This is a genomic window from Plantibacter cousiniae (nom. nud.) (assembly GCF_977070315.1).
Genome location: NZ_CDRVEU010000008.1, coordinates 52,571 through 67,965, shown reverse-complemented (window position 1 = coordinate 67,965; position 15,395 = coordinate 52,571). Strand labels below are relative to the sequence as shown.

General features: G+C 59.4%; 15 protein-coding genes. 2 read left to right on the top strand and 13 right to left on the bottom strand.

Features of this window, described 5'->3' with window-relative positions; genetic code table 11:
* Nucleotides 1-52 precede the first annotated feature (52 nt).
* From ACW55A_RS16230 to ACW55A_RS16190, 9 genes are all read right to left on the bottom strand, one after another.
* Nucleotides 53-664 carry an START domain-containing protein gene (locus ACW55A_RS16230; protein WP_455807796.1) on the bottom strand — a complete coding sequence of 204 codons (612 nt, stop codon included), beginning with the start codon at nt 662-664 and terminating at the stop codon, nt 53-55.
* A gap of 56 nt (nt 665-720) precedes the next feature.
* On the bottom strand, nt 721-978 hold the full coding sequence (locus ACW55A_RS16225; RefSeq protein WP_003366694.1) for a YkgJ family cysteine cluster protein: 258 nt from the start codon (nt 976-978) through the stop codon (nt 721-723).
* Nucleotides 979-1,072: 94 nt separating this feature from the next.
* Nucleotides 1,073-1,642: a hypothetical protein gene (locus ACW55A_RS16220; protein ID WP_003433109.1), complete on the bottom strand. Its 570-nt coding sequence runs from the start codon at nt 1,640-1,642 to the stop codon at nt 1,073-1,075.
* 186 nt (nt 1,643-1,828) lie between these two features.
* The gene (locus tag ACW55A_RS16215) at nt 1,829-3,268 is read right to left on the bottom strand and encodes an aminotransferase-like domain-containing protein (RefSeq protein ID WP_003366691.1); all 1,440 of its coding nucleotides are present in this window, start codon (nt 3,266-3,268) and stop codon (nt 1,829-1,831) included.
* Between the two features lie 217 nt (nt 3,269-3,485).
* Nucleotides 3,486-4,301, bottom strand: coding sequence for an OmpA family protein (locus tag ACW55A_RS16210; RefSeq protein WP_498811036.1), 816 nt, complete (start codon nt 4,299-4,301; stop codon nt 3,486-3,488).
* A complete protein-coding gene (locus ACW55A_RS16205) occupies nt 4,298-4,651 on the bottom strand; it encodes a DUF4398 domain-containing protein (RefSeq protein WP_003345625.1) in 354 nt (117 codons plus the stop codon). Before ACW55A_RS16205 ends, ACW55A_RS16210 begins: the two co-directional genes overlap by 4 nt.
* 10 nt (nt 4,652-4,661) lie before the next feature.
* Nucleotides 4,662-5,489 carry a substrate-binding periplasmic protein gene (locus ACW55A_RS16200; protein WP_044308404.1) on the bottom strand — a complete coding sequence of 276 codons (828 nt, stop codon included), beginning with the start codon at nt 5,487-5,489 and terminating at the stop codon, nt 4,662-4,664.
* A gap of 116 nt (nt 5,490-5,605) precedes the next feature.
* Nucleotides 5,606-6,535 carry an electron transfer flavoprotein subunit alpha/FixB family protein gene (locus ACW55A_RS16195; RefSeq protein WP_003366683.1) on the bottom strand — a complete coding sequence of 310 codons (930 nt, stop codon included), beginning with the start codon at nt 6,533-6,535 and terminating at the stop codon, nt 5,606-5,608.
* On the bottom strand, nt 6,536-7,285 hold the full coding sequence (locus tag ACW55A_RS16190) for an electron transfer flavoprotein subunit beta/FixA family protein (RefSeq protein ID WP_003394537.1): 750 nt from the start codon (nt 7,283-7,285) through the stop codon (nt 6,536-6,538).
* A 519-nt stretch (nt 7,286-7,804) separates the two neighbouring features.
* Here ACW55A_RS16190 and ACW55A_RS16185 point away from each other — a divergent pair.
* A complete protein-coding gene (locus ACW55A_RS16185) occupies nt 7,805-9,460 on the top strand; it encodes an electron transfer flavoprotein-ubiquinone oxidoreductase (RefSeq protein ID WP_003366679.1) in 1,656 nt (551 codons plus the stop codon).
* Nucleotides 9,461-9,511: 51 nt separating this feature from the next.
* Here ACW55A_RS16185 and ACW55A_RS16180 read toward each other — a convergent pair whose 3' ends face one another.
* Nucleotides 9,512-10,417: an AraC family transcriptional regulator gene (locus ACW55A_RS16180; protein ID WP_003433116.1), complete on the bottom strand. Its 906-nt coding sequence runs from the start codon at nt 10,415-10,417 to the stop codon at nt 9,512-9,514.
* 179 nt (nt 10,418-10,596) lie between these two features.
* On the opposite strand from ACW55A_RS16180, the gene ACW55A_RS16175 reads away from it, so the two are divergent.
* The gene (locus tag ACW55A_RS16175) at nt 10,597-11,649 is read left to right on the top strand and encodes an NAD(P)-dependent alcohol dehydrogenase (protein ID WP_003366675.1); all 1,053 of its coding nucleotides are present in this window, start codon (nt 10,597-10,599) and stop codon (nt 11,647-11,649) included.
* Between the two features lie 11 nt (nt 11,650-11,660).
* Here the strand turns inward: ACW55A_RS16175 and ACW55A_RS16170 are convergent, their stop codons facing one another.
* The 3 genes from ACW55A_RS16170 to dgoD all read right to left on the bottom strand — a co-directional run bounded on the left by ACW55A_RS16170 (nt 11,661) and on the right by dgoD (nt 15,334).
* On the bottom strand, nt 11,661-12,470 hold the full coding sequence (locus ACW55A_RS16170) for an IclR family transcriptional regulator (protein ID WP_003433120.1): 810 nt from the start codon (nt 12,468-12,470) through the stop codon (nt 11,661-11,663).
* A gap of 79 nt (nt 12,471-12,549) precedes the next feature.
* On the bottom strand, nt 12,550-13,860 hold the full coding sequence (locus tag ACW55A_RS16165; protein ID WP_003366669.1) for an MFS transporter: 1,311 nt from the start codon (nt 13,858-13,860) through the stop codon (nt 12,550-12,552).
* Nucleotides 13,861-14,185: 325 nt separating this feature from the next.
* The gene (dgoD, locus tag ACW55A_RS16160; RefSeq protein WP_003366667.1) at nt 14,186-15,334 is read right to left on the bottom strand and encodes a galactonate dehydratase; all 1,149 of its coding nucleotides are present in this window, start codon (nt 15,332-15,334) and stop codon (nt 14,186-14,188) included.
* Nucleotides 15,335-15,395: the final 61 nt, after the last annotated feature.

The following is a 15,395-nucleotide window of genomic DNA, read 5'->3' as shown; positions in this document are numbered from 1 at the left end:
AAAAAAGGGCTGCCATTGGCAGCCCTTTTTTGTGCGCGCTATCCGATGCACATCATGGGGTTTGCGCAGCACGCTCCCTGAGGGCTTTCAAGGTGTTGAACGGAGCATCGACAACGAACTTGTTGGCCAGCATCGAAGGCACACTGCCACCCGGCTCGGTGTGAACCTGATAGGTCACTTCAGTCTGGTTCGGCCCTTTGGGTACCATTTTCCAGAAGCCCTTGACCTCGGTTACGCGCACATAGCCCTTCTCCTCGGGGATGTACGAAGGCTGCTCTTCAAGATTACGGGTAACACTCCCGTCAGGGCCTTCCTGAGTGGTGATCAACAGCACGGAATCGCGAGGCGTCACTGGCCAGGGAGTGTTGAACTGGCTGTAGGTCCAGGTCTTGTTGCCTTCGTGCTTGAGCACTTTCTGTAACTTGCACTCATGAATCCAGGAGCAGGCGCCCGTGACATCCTCCTGAAGCGCGCGCAACTTGCTCACGCTGGCATTGATCAGCGCAATGCCCTGATAAGCCTTGTAATCAGACCCGGGCACGTCGCTCAACGAAACCTTGATGCCCTCCTGATTCTTGACCTCTTTCCACTCTTCAGCCTGCGCCGTTCCGGCAAGCATTACAGTCAAACCACAAGCAACAGCCATGCGATACAGCGGACCCATTGTTTTATTCCTTGTTTTGAAGTTCCGAAGAAGCATTTGTGCTCGAAAACACTTTTTCAGGCCACCGCAGTGGCTTTTTCCCACCAACCGATCAGGCGAATGGCATCCGCCTGGTCGACACCGCAGACATCCTCTGCCGCCTTGAACTGACTGCATACGGCGGGCCGCTCAGCCCTGCCAAACAAGGCGCACAAAAACTCGACCGACAGGTGCAGACAACGCTCGCCTGCAGGCTTTCCGTCGGGCATACCGGGTATGGGAGACGTTATGGAAGGCGCTATGCAGCACGCTCCACAACCGGAACGGCAGTCCATGACCAGACACCCTTTTGTGAAAATTGAAAAAGAGGAAGGATATTAACCGTCAAAACGTCTGTTTGAAAACGCCGTATCGGACGACAGGCAGGGCTTACTGCTTGAATTTGAAGTCCAGCGCAGCGCCTTCCACGTCGCGACGGTTTTCGTTGCGCATCTGCAATTGCATTTCGTTGGTCAGCAATCGCCCTTCGAGCTCGAACGGACCAGGGTTCGCAGAGTCGCCCTTGTCGCTGAACATCTGCGGCAATATCGGCTTGCGCTTGCTGGTAATCACCTTGGCAGGCGGGTCGAGTTCCTTGACCAGTTCGGGAGGCAGGCTCAGGTCCAGCTTGGGCGATTTGATTCGCACATCCTTGACGCTGGCCGTCTTGGCATCCTTGGCGTTCTTGCGCTTGCTCGCAGGCGCCTTGGCTGCCGCGACCTTGGAAGACGCTTTTTCGGACGCCGCCGATTTGGCGCTTTGGGGTGCTGCAGGTTCTGACTTTTCCTTTCCGACCACCACAGGCACGACTGGCACCCCCGGCATCAGCTGATGCATGGTGTCCGGCGCCTTGATTTGCCTGGCATCGGTGGCGGCTGCCTCCGCAGGTGCCTCAGTCTTCAGATGCACCTCGGGCGATACCGGCGCGGTGATGACCGCCTCGGTCTTGGGTTTGGGCACAGAGGTATCCGGAGCGTCACAACCGCTCAGAAGTACGACGACAAGCAATCCGAGACAGCGAAAAACATTCATAGGCAAAAAGTCAGGCAAGACAGTGGCAAAAAGCCGGAAAGAAACACATGCTGTCCTTTTGAGGCCAACCTGACAAGACAAGAGTTCCGAAGAATTGACAAATATCTTTGCCAATCAATAAGCCTGGACAGCTTCCTGACATAACTGCTTGGCCAGAATCCCCAATGTCATCAATGCCCGCTCGGCTTCCTTGTTCCATTTCATGCCGCAATTCAAACGAATACAGTGGTTGAACTGCTCGGTATTACTGAAAATCAGCCCGGGTGCAATGCTGATGCCCTGCTCGAGCGCACGCACGTGCAATTCCTGGGTATTGACCCTGCCCGGCAGACTGACCCAGAGGATAAAGCCCCCTGCGGGACGGCTCATCTGCGTGCCTTCGGGAAAGAACTGCTGCACCGCCAGCTGATACGCACTGAGGTTCTTGCGATATTCGAGCCGAATGAAGCGCAGGTGCCGATCATAGCCGCCGTTTTCAAGGTACGCGGCGACGGCCATTTGCGTGACACTGCACGCCGAGTGAGTACTGAAGGTCTGCAGGCGCTGAATTTCCGCCTGGTATTTGCCGGCTATCATCCAGCCGATGCGCACACCCGGTGACAAGGTCTTGGAGAAGCTTGAGCAGTAAATCACCCTCCCCAGCCGGTCGAAGGCCTTGAGCGCCTTGGTCCGCCCTACTTCGAACATCAACTCGCCGTAGACGTCGTCTTCAACCACCTGGATATCGAAATCCGAGGTCAGCCGCAGCAGGTTTTTCTGCCGCTCCTCGGGCATGGTGCCGCCCAGTGGATTGCTCAGCCGTGAGGTCAGCACGAGGGCCTTGATGGACCATTGATTGGCCGCCAGTTGCAAGGCTTCAAGACTGATGCCGGTGGCCGGATCACTGGGGATTTCGATGACTTTCAAACCCAGCAGGTCGGCAAGTTGCAGCAACCCGTAATAAGCCGGTGATTCGGCGGCTATCAGATCGCCGGGCCGGGTCAGCACCCGCAGGGCCATCTGCAGCGCATCCACGCAGCCGTGAGTGATGACCACTTCTGACGGGTCGACCACTACACCGGCGTCGCGCATGCGGATCGCGACCTGCCTGCGCAAGGGTTCGAAGCCAGGGCTGAACATGTAACTGAAGGCCCGTGGGCTGTGAAAACGCGTGACCTTGGCCAGCTGCTGATGCAGCGCGCGCACCGGCAGGTAATCCACATGAGGCACGGCGGCCCCGAGGGCGAAGACGCCTTCGCGGCGCGACTCTTCGAGCACTTGCTGGATAATGCTGCTGCGTGTGACCAGGCCGGGCCGCTCGACCCGCGCGATATCCGGGGTGGACGCTGTCAGCGCGGGCGTTTGATGGACGTAGTAGCCGGATTGAGGACGCGCCCGGATCAGCCCCTGGTCTTCAAGGTTCGCGTAAGCCTGCAATACAGTCGCATGGCTGACGTTGAGCTGCGAACTCATTTTGCGAACGGACGGCACACGCTCGCCGGGCTGATACACACCACGGCGGATGTCTTCGGCCAACTGCTGAGCGATACGCTGGTAGAGCAAGAGATTGGTCATGACACAGCCTCGAAAAGACCGGTGATTTATTATTTTTGAAAATACAGATGCGTAATAACCGGCACAGATCGGAAGTGTACGGGAACAGTTTGAAGACAGGCCAGCATTGATGGCTGCTGAGTGAAAATAAACGCGGGCAGAAACGCCATAATCAATGTGATTAAAGACAAAAAAGCCCGAGGCCGTTTCCGGCATCGGGCTTTTTATCGTCTATTTATCAGCGAGCTGCGCCCAGCTGACCTTTTTCGTCCGAGAAAACGATCTCGACACGCCTGTTTTGCGCGCGGCCCCGCTCGGAGGTATTGGCATTCACAGGAAACTCCTGGCCATAGCCTTCGACCTGAATGCGTTTTTCGTCGATGCCCAGGTCCATCAGCACATCAGCGACTGCTTGCGCCCGGTCTTTCGAGAGCTTCAGGTTTTCCTGACGATCGCCCGTGCTGTCGGTATAGCCTTCGATGCGGACCACTCGGCGCGGATTGATCTGCAGAAACTGCACAACCTTGAGAATGGTACGGCTGGCCGAGTTTTTCAGCTCGGCATGTCCGGCGTCGAACAGCACATCGCCCAGGGTCATGACCAGCCCGCGGTCGGTTTCGGTGGTGGCCAGGCTGAGGATCTGATCCTCCAGCCAACGGCCCTGTTGCTGGGCGCTGGCCAACTTGGCTTCGCGCAGTGCCAACTGCATACGCTGACGTTCCATGTCCATTTTCGCCAGACGCTCCTGACTCAGCATCAGGTTGCTGTGCTCACGCGCGATCTCGCTGTAGCGGCTGCTGAGGTAGGCGTAGTGAGCGACATCGGCGCCACTCCCCAGGTAACTGGACAGACGCTCGGCGCGAGCCAGCGATTCACCCGCACGAATGACATCCTTGGGTGCACTGCGCAGCACATCGGTATCTTCCTTGACCTTCTGGAAGTCGGCACTGGCCTGCTGCAACGCCTGGCCGCTGTCCTGGTGACCGGCACAACCATAAAGGCCAGCCGCACCCAGCAACAGACACACACTCAGGACACGCGGAATACTCTTCATTGCGCCTCCCCCAGCTGCTTGCGCAAGCGATTGAGGCGGGTATTCAACTGATTGACCTGCTCCTGGCTCTTGAGGGTCAACACGCGCGCTTCAGCCAGGCGCGCATCAAGCTCGGCCTGCTCGGCTTTCATACGCGCGTCCTTGTAGGCATGGCTTGCCATAGAAGCGCGGGCTTCGGCAAATCCTGCCTGAGCGACTTCCATCTCGGGTTGATCATCACTCGCGCCGACCGCCTTGGCCTGCTCCAGCGCCTGCTCGGTCAGTTTGAACTGCTCGGTTGGTACCGGATCACTGGCGCAACCGGCCAGCGTGGCGATTGCCATGACGGCAATTGAAAAACGAATACTCACAAAAACATCCCTACTTGTTGGGTGCGCTGGCGCTGGCGGGTTGCAACAGTTGGGCTTTCCACAACTCTAGGTTGTGCCTGATGACATCGCCCGCAAGGCCAGAGGCGGCCGATTCTGTCATCTTTTTCGCCAGCTGTCCGCGCAACCATGGTTCATTGCAGGCCGAGTTGAACGACAAGGCCAGATAGAAACCCGGCGTATCGACCGGTAGAGGCTGTGCCGTCAGGTCTTTGGAAAGACCCAGCGTCTGCACCATGACCATACCGGCATAACGCCCGGCAAGCACGTAATCCACCTCACCCAAGGCCAGCTTCTGAAAGGCAGGTGTGAGTGCGGGCAGGCGCTCCAGGGTCAGATTCTGTCTGGCCAGCACCTCAAAGGAAGGCGTCAGGCGGGTCTTTTCCGACATGGCGCCGGGATGGCCCTGCAGCTCGCTCACGGCATTGAACGGCACGCTGTGATCGTGACGCGTCCAGACCATGATCTCGTTCTGCACGATCGGCGGATGAATGTAATCCAGCGCTTCGAGTTGTGCGACATTCAATGGCGCGTCAGCCAGCAGGTCCATGCGCCCGGTGCGCACCTCTTCGAGCGCCTGACTACGCTTGCCGCCATACAGAAATTCGACCTTGATACCCAGCTCGCCTGCCGCCTGGGTGAGCAGATCGGCATTGGCCCCCATCAGGTGGCGCGGATCCTGGGGATCACGCCACAGATACGGCGGCGCGTCCGGGCTGCCGGTCACGATCAGACGCTCGCACTTGCCTGCGGCGGATGCCAGCGTCGGCAGCGTGATCAGCCCGAGGAGAAGCGAAGAAAGCAGCCGGGAATGCACCATGAAAAGTCCTTTCGATACGCAATAAAAAACCCGCTTCATCCAGGCAGGCGCACCGTAAACCGCTGGTGCGCAAACCCCGAATGGAACGGGTTCTCTTTATAGTGGAAGCGCGTGGCTTAAACCAGCTTCTCCAGCTCGGGGATGGCTTCGAACAAGTCAGCCACCAGACCGTAATCGGCGACCTGGAAGATCGGTGCCTCTTCATCCTTGTTGATCGCAACGATCACCTTGGAATCCTTCATACCGGCCAGGTGCTGAATGGCGCCGGAAATACCGACTGCGATGTACAGCTGAGGAGCAACGATCTTGCCGGTCTGACCGACCTGCATGTCGTTGGGTACGAAACCGGCATCGACCGCAGCTCGGGAAGCGCCCACTGCCGCACCGAGCTTGTCGGCCAGCGTGTACAGGTGCCTGAAGTTGTCGCCGTTCTGCATGCCGCGACCACCGGAAACGACGATCTTGGCCGCGGTCAGTTCCGGACGATCGGATTTGGCCAGTTCTTCACCGACGAAGCTGGACTTGCCGGCATCGTGAGCAGCCGACACCGCCTCGACAGCGGCCGAGCCACCCTCTGCAGCCACCGGGTCGAAGCCGGTGGCACGTACGGTAATGACCTTGACCGCAGCCGTCGACTGTACGGTGGCGATGGCATTACCGGCATAGATCGGACGAGTGAAGGTGTCAGCGGAAACCACCGAAACGATCTCGGAGATCTGATCGACATCCAACTGAGCAGCGACGCGCGGCAGGATGTTCTTGCCATTGGACGTTGCCGCAGCCAGAACATGGCTATGGCCTGCAGCCAGCTCCACGACCAGCGGTGCGATGTTTTCAGGGAGTTGGTGCGCGTAGGCTTCGTGGTCGGCCACCAGCACTTTCGTCACACCGGCAATTTTGGCGGCGGCGTCGGCAACGGCGCTCACGCCGGACCCGGCCACCAGCAAATGGATGTCACCGCCGATCTTCTGGGCAGCAGCAAGGGTGTTGAGCGTAGCCGGGGCTACGGTCGCGTTGTCGTGTTCAGCGATAACCAGGATCGTCATTTAGATTACCTTCGCTTCGTTTTTCAGTTTCTCGACCAGTTCGGCCACCGACTTGACCTTGATGCCGGCGCTGCGTGCAGCCGGCGCTTCAACCTTGAGGGTCTTGTTGGTCGAGGCCGTGGAAACGCCCAGCGCATCCGGGGTCAGCACTTCGAGCGGCTTTTTCTTGGCCTTCATGATGTTGGGCAGTGAAGCGTAGCGTGGCTCGTTCAGACGCAGGTCCGTGGTCACGATGGCTGGCAGGCTCAGGGAAACGGTCTGCAGGCCGCCGTCGATTTCGCGGGTCACGGCAACCTTGTCACCGGTCACTTCAACCTTGGATGCGAACGTACCCTGCGGGTAGCCGCTCAACGCAGCCAGCATCTGGCCGGTCTGGTTGTTATCACTGTCGATGGCCTGTTTGCCAAGGATCACCAGCTGTGGCTGCTCCTTGTCAACCACGGCCTTGAGCAGCTTGGCCACGGCCAGAGAAGTCAGCTCCTCGGCGGACTCGACCAGCACGGCGCGGTCGGCACCCAGCGCCAGGGCGGTACGCAGTTGCTCCTGAGCCGTGGTAGGACCGATGGTGACGACGACGATTTCGGTGGCTACACCCTTCTCTTTAAGGCGAACAGCCTCTTCAACGGCGATTTCGCAAAACGGGTTCATGGACATTTTGACGTTGGCAAGATCGACGCCGGAGTTGTCCGCCTTGACGCGAACCTTGACGTTGTAGTCGACCACTCGTTTGACAGCTACAAGAACCTTCATGGATTCCTCACTCTCCGGTGAAAAGAAGTCGCCCGGCGGCACCAGGCGATCGATATGTGTCCTCAACAAGCAATCGCAATGCGTGCAGGCCACCCGGACGACTTTAAAAAGCCATATAAAAGCCGGGAGTCACCCGTCAAGCAGCGGCTGGGTGTGTAAAATGCGCCGTGCGACGTTGACCTGTTGCCTGCAGCGCGTCTGCCTGATGCCTTTTGAGAGATTGCCCGCAATCCGGAAACCTCGTTTCAGCCTACGGCAAACGCAAAACCGCCCGTATATTGACCGCAACGCCTTTTCCGGTCAATACGCCAAATCGGCCAGTTCCGAGTCTGGTGTCTTTGATTTATCTGGCCTGCGGCCGATTCAAACAAACGTTTGTATTGGACCCGCGCAGTGGTGTAGATATAATGCGAACCATTAAAAGACGGGACGGTTCAATACCTCCATGCGTCGGCCTGCAGCGACCAAAAAAGCAGTGCCCATAAAAACACCGTGAGCCTTGAGAGTAGGAGATAGCCTGTGGAACGCGAATACATGGAATTCGACGTCGTTATCGTCGGAGCCGGCCCGTCCGGGCTTTCTGCCGCTTGCCGCCTTAAACAGAAGGCCGCTGAAGCTGGCCAGGAAATCAGCGTCTGCGTGGTGGAAAAAGGCTCCGAAGTCGGCGCGCACATCCTCTCCGGTGCGGTATTCGAGCCCCGCGCGCTGAATGAACTGTTCCCCAACTGGCAGGAACTGGGCGCTCCGCTCAACACGCCGGTCAAGCGCGACGACATCTATGTGCTGCGCGATGCTGAAAAAGCTCAGAAAATACCGGACTTTTTCGTCCCCAAGACCATGCACAACCATGGCAACTACATCATCTCGCTGGGCAACCTGTGCCGCTGGCTGGCTCAGCAGGCTGAAAACCTCGGTGTCGAAATCTATCCTGGCTTTGCCGCTCAGGAAGCGCTGTTCGACGAAAACGGTGTAGTGCGCGGCATCGTCACCGGGGATCTGGGTGTCGACCGCGAAGGCAATCCTAAGGAAGGCCTGTACACACCCGGCATGGAACTGCGCGCCAAGTACACGCTGTTCGCCGAAGGCTGCCGTGGTCACATCGGCAAGCAGCTGCTCAAGCGCTTCAACCTCGACGACGAAGCCGACGTGCAGCATTACGCTATCGGCCTCAAGGAAATCTGGGAAGTCGACCCGGCCAAACATGAACAAGGGCTGGTGGTGCACACCGCAGGCTGGCCGCTGGACGATGCCAATCCGGGCGGCTCGTTCCTGTACCACCTGGAGAACAATCAGGTAGTGGTCGGCCTGATCGTCGACCTGTCCTACAGCAACCCGTACCTGTCGCCGTTCGACGAGTTCCAGCGCTACAAGCACCACCCGGTCGTCAAGCAATACCTGGAAGGCGGCAAGCGCATCAGCTACGGTGCCCGCGCGATTGCCAAGGGTGGCTTGAACTCCCTGCCGAAAATGGTCTTCCCCGGCGGCGCGCTGATCGGCTGCGATCTGGGCACGCTGAACTTCGCCAAGATCAAGGGCAGCCATACGGCCATGAAGTCGGGCATGCTGGCCGCCGATTCGGTGGCCGACGCGCTGCTGGCCGGTAAGGAAGGTGGCGACGTGCTGACCTCCTACGTGGATGCCTTCAAGGCCAGCTGGCTGCATGAAGAGCTGTTCGCCAGCCGCAACTTTGGCGTGGCGATCCATAAATATGGCGCGATCAAGGGTGGCGCATTCAACTTCATCGATCAGAACATTTTCGGCGGCAAGCTGCCGTTCACGCTGCACGACACCAAGCCGGATTACGCCTGCCTCAAGCTGGCAGCCGACTCGAAGAAGATCGATTACCCGAAACCCGACGGCAAGCTCAGCTTCGACAAGCTCAGTTCGGTGTTCCTCTCCAGCACCAATCATGAAGAGGAACAACCCTGCCACCTGAAGCTGACCGATCCGAGCATCCCGATCAGCAAGAACCTGCCGCTGTACGACGAGCCGGCTCAGCGTTACTGCCCGGCTGGCGTGTATGAAGTCATCACCAAGGAAGACGGCGAGAAGCGCTTCCAGATCAACGCGCAGAACTGCGTGCACTGCAAGACCTGCGACATCAAGGACCCGTCGCAGAACATCACCTGGGTAGCACCGGAAGGCGCTGGCGGACCTACTTACCCGAATATGTAATGAGCCGCAGCAAGCCTCAATAGAGAAAGCCCCTTTCGGGGCTTTTTTTATTCAGGCAGGGACACGCAGATTGCTGCTCTCCTCCCCCGGGCTGCGCTCGAAGTAGCGCTTGTATTCACGACTGAACTGCGACGCGCTTTGATAGCCGACCTTCAACGCGACCTGCGCCACCCCCAGGCCCTCGGCCACCAGCAATTGCTGAGCCTTGAGCAGGCGCAGACGCTTGAGGTATTGCACCGGCGACAACAGCGTGCTGCGCTTGAAATGCTCATGAAAGGTCGACGTGCTCATGTTCGCGCAACTGGCCAGCGTGTCGACGTTCAGTGCGTGATCATAATGCTCATGCAGGTAGGTCACCGCAGAAGCAATTCGTGCGAACTGCCCCTGCTGCTCGACCAGCGCACGCAAAACCCCTGACTGCGGTCCGCGCAGCGCGCTATACAGCACCTCGCGAATCCGTGCCTGGCCCATGGCCTGACACTCCAGCGGATCATGCAGACAACGCAGCAGACGCTCGACACTGTCGCGCATGCTGTTGTCGATGCGCACCGAGGTCATCGATTCCGGCGTCTGCACCTGACTCTCCTGGCCGGTGACCGGGCCCATCGCCTGCACCAGCTCACCGAGCAATACCCGGTCGATGGCCACTGAAACGCCGTAAAGCGGCTTTTCCGGAGTAGCGAAGGTTTCACACTTGAACGGCACAGAGAGCGCCTGAATCAGGTAATGCCCGGTGCCGTATTCGAACGTGCGCGGCCCCAGGCACGCGACCTTGCTGCCCTGTACCACGATCATCAGGCTTGGCTCGTAGATCTGCGGGCTGCTGGCGACATAACCAAACGCCGAAAGCACACGTACCTCCGGCAACGGCGTCGCGACGAACCCCGGGCGCACCGCCAGCGGCTGGATCAGGGACACAAGGGTGGCATTGCCATCCAGCACAACAGGTAAGTTCATGAGCACCGCCTGACAGAGAAACAGACAGTCATATAATCGCAGATTTGCGCCTCAGCGCCGACCCCGAACTATCAGACCGGAGGAATAGGCATGAAACACGGAGGATTCACCATAGCCGCGAAGGGCCCGTATCAGGACAATGGTTCGCCTCTCTTCCGTCACACCTTGCGAGGTCAAACATGTACACAGCTATCGGTTACGCCGCACAGTCAGCTACCGCCCCCCTCGCCCCGATGACCTTCGAACGTCGCGCTCTGCGTGCCGACGACGTTGCCATCGAAATCCTTTATTGCGGCGTCTGCCACTCCGATATTCACCAGGCACGCAACGAATGGGGCATCGCCGTCTACCCGCTGATGCCGGGCCATGAAATCGTCGGTCGTGTCACTGCCACCGGCAGCAGTGCAACCCAGTACCAGGTCGGTGACATGGTCGGTGTCGGCTGCATGGTCGATTCGTGCCGCGAATGCTCGGCTTGCAAATCAGACCTCGAGCAGTATTGCCTGGAAGGCCCGACCATGACTTACGCCACGCCAGACCGCGTGGACGGCAGCAACACCATGGGCGGTTACTCGAACAGCATCGTGGTCGCCGAGCACTTTGTCGTGCGCGTCCCGGAAAAACTCGATCCGGCCGCCGCTGCACCGATTCTCTGCGCAGGTATCACCACTTATTCGCCGCTCAAGCACTACGGTGTCAAGGCTGGCGACAAGGTCGGCATTCTGGGCATGGGCGGCCTGGGCCATATGGGCATCAAGTTCGCCAAGGCCATGGGCGCTGAAGTGACCCTGTTCACTCGTTCCGCCGCCAAGGCGCAGGAAGCGCGTCGCCAGGGCGCCGATCATGTGATCGTATCCACCGACGCTGAACAGATGAAGGCTGCTGCCGGGCACTTCGACTTCCTGCTCGACACCATTCCGGTCCAGCATGACCTGAATCCCTACCTGGAAACCCTGCGTTTCGATGGCGTACATATCCTCGTCGGCCTGATCGAGCCGGTCGAGCCGCCGGTACATGCAGCCAATCTGGTGATGAGCCGTCGCGTGCTGGCCGGTTCGTTGATCGGCGGTATCGCGGAAACTCAGGAAGTACTGGATTTCTGTGCCGAGAACGACATCACCTGCGACATCGAGATGCTCGATATTCGCAACATCAACGAAGCCTACGAGCGCATGCTGGCCGGTGACGTGAAGTACCGCTTCGTGATCGACATGGCCACGCTGAAGGCCTGATCGACTGCCGATCAGCCGCCGAGATCGGCCGAGAGTTCCGCTGCGATGGTTTTGATCAGCGGAACCAGCTCGGCCATCTTCTCCAGCGGCATGTAGGGCACGGTACTGGCGACACTGATGCCGGCAACGATCTGTTTGCTGGCATCACGTACCGGCGCTGCAACACAACGGATCGACGGTTCGTTGTCCTCCAGATCGAATGCATACCCCCCTTGTACATACTCCTCGCGCCGCGCCTTCAACTGCTCCCAGGTTTGCTGCTCATGAGCAGGCCATAGCGGATTTCTGCCTGTGCTCGGCATGCTGATTTCATACAGCCGTTGCCACTCGGACTGAGCACTGTCCAGCAGCAGCGCCTTGCCGATACCGGTGCGCACCAGCGGCATCCGATGCCCGACCCGCGAACGCATTTCCGGACCATTGCGACCGGGATTCTTGTGCAGATAGAGCACGTCGTCCCCTTCTCGTACTGCCAGATGCACGGTATCGCCGGTCAGCTCCGACAAGCGATCCAGATACGGCCGGGCGAGCATCGCCAAGGGCACCTCTTCACGCGCCTGAAATCCCAGTTCGATCAATTTCGGGCCGAGCAGATAGCCCACCTGAGGAACGACCCGCAGGTAACGCTCCTCGACCAGGCAACTGGCCAGGCGGTGCGTGGTACTGCGCGTGGTACCGATCAGCCGGGCGATCTCCTTGAGGTCCCGTGCGCCACCGGCAACCGCCTGCACCACCCCCAGCCCGCGCAGCAAGGTCTGAGTCCCGGTGGGTACGGAATCCTTGCCGGTGATTTTTTCAGGGGTGATCGAATCGTTGTGCATGAGAGGCCTTGCTCGGATCAAAAGGGTTCGGATCGAAAACCGGCGGCATTATCGCCGCCTGAGTCCAGAGGCGTCGACATCAGAGCTCGATACGCTCCACTTTCCCTACCAGCAGGATGTACGACAGCGCGCCCAACAGTGCCAGGACCGAAATGTAGGTGATGGCAGGCGCGAACGAGTCTCCCGATGCCAGAAAGCCGATCACGATCGGGGTGGCGATGGCTGAGAGGTTGCCGATGAAGTTGAACGTGCCACCGGTCAGGCCCAGCAGGCGCGCCGGTGCCAGGGTCGAGACCAGCGACCAGGTGATCGACGCCAGGCCGTTGCCGAAGAACGCCAGCGCCAGAAAGGTGATCACCAACGGCGTCGAGTCGACGAAGTTGGCACCGATGATCGAGGTCGAGATCAGCAGCCCGGCAATGATCGGCAGCTTGCGCGCAAAGCCTACGCTATGCCCGCGGCGGATCAGCCAGTCGGAGAAGAAGCCCGAGCACAACACACCGACAAACGCGGCGAGGAACGGCAACGACGCCAGCAGGCCGGACTTGATGAAGTCCATGCCCCGGTATTTCACCAGGTAGGTCGGGAACCAGGTCAGGAAAAACCACAGCGTGGAGTTCAGGCAGAACTGCCCCAGGTAGATGCCCCATAGCTTGCGTTTGCTCAACACAATGCCCAGGTCCAGCCAGCTGAACGCCTGCTTCTGTTTTTCGACATCCTTCTGGATGTCCACCAGCCCGCCGCCCTCCTGGATCAGCTCGATTTCCTGCTGATTGACGCCTTTGAAATCACGTGGCTCGCGATACACCGTGTACCAGATCAACGCCCACAGCACGCCGACTCCCCCTGTGGCGACAAACACCATGTGCCAGCCGTAGTGCGCCTGCAACCAGGCCAGCACCGGGGTCAGAAACGCCAGGCCGACGAACTGCCCGGAGGTATAGACGCCGATGGCAGTGGCCCGCTCGCGCTCAGGAAACCAGGTGGTGACTACGCGGCTGTTGATCGGATAGGCAGGTGCTTCCAGCGCGCCGACCGCCATGCGCAGTACGAACAGGGCGATGAAGCTGGCGGCGAAGCCGAGCATGATGGTCGCGATGGACCACAGCAGCAGGGCTGCGGTGTAGAGAATGCGCGGCGGCACGCGGTCCACCAGCCAGCCACCGGGCAGTTGCATGGCGGCGTAGGTCCAGCCGAACGCAGAAAAGATCAGCCCGACATGCACCGGGTCAAGGCCCAGTTCGGAGGTCAGCGCTGGTGCGGCAATCGACAGGTTGCTGCGGTCCAGGTAGTTGATCACCACCGTGATGAACAGCAGCACCATGATAAAGAAACGTTTGCGGGACGGCGTCACCAGGGATGCCGCACCCTCCAGAGTTCGAGTGCGCATGGAATGTAGCCTCTTGTTGGATTTATTGAGGTCTGTGTTTCGATATAACTGAGCTGAAGGCACGCCGGTTCTCGTTCCCGCGCAGAGCGCTCATCGTTATGCACCAGTGCGCTTTTGATTCTGGCCGAAGGCCGTGGGAGCGAACGTGTTCGCGAAGACATTGTTCAAACGAAACATTTTCAGAGAACACGTCGGCCTTGTCGCGAACACGTTCGCTCCTACGCCCTGCGGGCAGAAGCCTGAACGCCCATTTTCCGGGCTCTTCAGGGCTTATGTATGGCGATGAGCGCAGGGCGCCGAAACGATGATTAGCGGAGTTGTTGTTCTACCACTCTGCAAAACTGCCATCCGCATGCCGCCAGATCGGGTTGCGCCAGCGGTGGCCGATGGCGGCGCGTTCGATGACGTACTCTTCGTTGATCTCGATGCCCAGGCCAGGGCCGTTGGGGATCTTGACCATGCCTTGGTCGTAGTCGAAGACTTCCGGGTGCTTGACGTAATCGAGCAGGTCGTTGCTTTCGTTGTAGTGAATACCCAGGCTCTGCTCCTGGATGAAGGCGTTGTAGCAAACCGCGTCCAGTTGCAGGCACGCTGCCAGCGCGATAGGCCCCAGCGGGCAATGCAGCGCCAGCGCGACGTCGTAGGCTTCGGCCATGTTGGCGATCTTGCGGGTCTCGGTAATGCCACCGGCGTGCGAGGCATCGGGCTGGATGATGTCGACGTAGCCTTCGCTCAACACGCGCTTGAAGTCCCAGCGCGAGAACAGCCGTTCGCCCAGCGCAATCGGCGTACTGGTCAGCGGTGCCAACTCCTTCAGTGCTTCATAGTTCTCGCTGAGCACCGGTTCTTCGATGAACATCAGCTTGTAAGGGTCCAGCTCCTTCATCAGCACCTTGGCCATCGGCTTGTGAACCCGGCCATGGAAGTCCACACCAATGCCGACATTCGGCCCAACGGCATCACGCACAGCGGCCACGTTGGCCAGCGCCAGGTCGACCTTGTCGAAGGTGTCGAGAAACTGCAGCTCTTCGGTGCCATTCATTTTCACCGCAGTAAAACCGCGCTCTACCGCCTCCTTCGCGGCGCGTGCCGTATCGGCGGGCCGATCACCGCCGATCCACGAATAGACGCGAATCTTGTCACGTACCTGACCGCCGAGCAGGTCACTGACCGACACCCCCAGCGCCTTGCCCTTGATGTCCCACAACGCCTGATCGATGCCGGCCAGCGCACTCATGTGGATCGCGCCGCCGCGGTAGAAGCCGCCGCGGTACAGCACGGTCCAGATGTCCTCGATGTTGCGCGGGTCCTTGCCGATCAGGTAGTCGGAAAGCTCTTCCACCGCGGCAGCAACCGTGTGCGCGCGGCCTTCGACCACTGGCTCGCCCCAGCCGACAACGCCCTCGTCGGTCTCGACCTTGAGGAAGCACCAGCGCGGCGGAACGATGAACGTGGTGAGTTTGGTGATTTTCATGGGTGCGGTTTCTCTTGTTGATTCTCTTGTTGGATAGCGGCTGCTGCACGGCGGCGTCTGC

Bases quoted from the DNA above. Each gene is read 5' to 3' on its own strand.
- ACW55A_RS16175 (WP_003366675.1), top strand. From the start codon at position 10,597: ATGTACACAGCTATCGGTTACGCCGCACAGTCAGCTACCGCCCCCCTC.
- ACW55A_RS16165 (WP_003366669.1), bottom strand. From the start codon at position 13,860: ATGCGCACTCGAACTCTGGAGGGTGCGGCATCCCTGGTGACGCCGTCC.
- ACW55A_RS16225 (WP_003366694.1), bottom strand. From the start codon at position 978: ATGGACTGCCGTTCCGGTTGTGGAGCGTGCTGCATAGCGCCTTCCATA.
- ACW55A_RS16180 (WP_003433116.1), bottom strand. From the start codon at position 10,417: ATGAACTTACCTGTTGTGCTGGATGGCAATGCCACCCTTGTGTCCCTG.
- ACW55A_RS16190 (WP_003394537.1), bottom strand. From the start codon at position 7,285: ATGAAGGTTCTTGTAGCTGTCAAACGAGTGGTCGACTACAACGTCAAG.
- ACW55A_RS16170 (WP_003433120.1), bottom strand. From the start codon at position 12,470: ATGCACAACGATTCGATCACCCCTGAAAAAATCACCGGCAAGGATTCC.
- ACW55A_RS16215 (WP_003366691.1), bottom strand. From the start codon at position 3,268: ATGACCAATCTCTTGCTCTACCAGCGTATCGCTCAGCAGTTGGCCGAA.
- ACW55A_RS16210 (WP_498811036.1), bottom strand. From the start codon at position 4,301: ATGAAGAGTATTCCGCGTGTCCTGAGTGTGTGTCTGTTGCTGGGTGCG.
- ACW55A_RS16195 (WP_003366683.1), bottom strand. From the start codon at position 6,535: ATGACGATCCTGGTTATCGCTGAACACGACAACGCGACCGTAGCCCCG.
- ACW55A_RS16200 (WP_044308404.1), bottom strand. From the start codon at position 5,489: ATGGTGCATTCCCGGCTGCTTTCTTCGCTTCTCCTCGGGCTGATCACG.
- dgoD (WP_003366667.1), bottom strand. From the start codon at position 15,334: ATGAAAATCACCAAACTCACCACGTTCATCGTTCCGCCGCGCTGGTGC.
- ACW55A_RS16230 (WP_455807796.1), bottom strand. From the start codon at position 664: ATGGGTCCGCTGTATCGCATGGCTGTTGCTTGTGGTTTGACTGTAATG.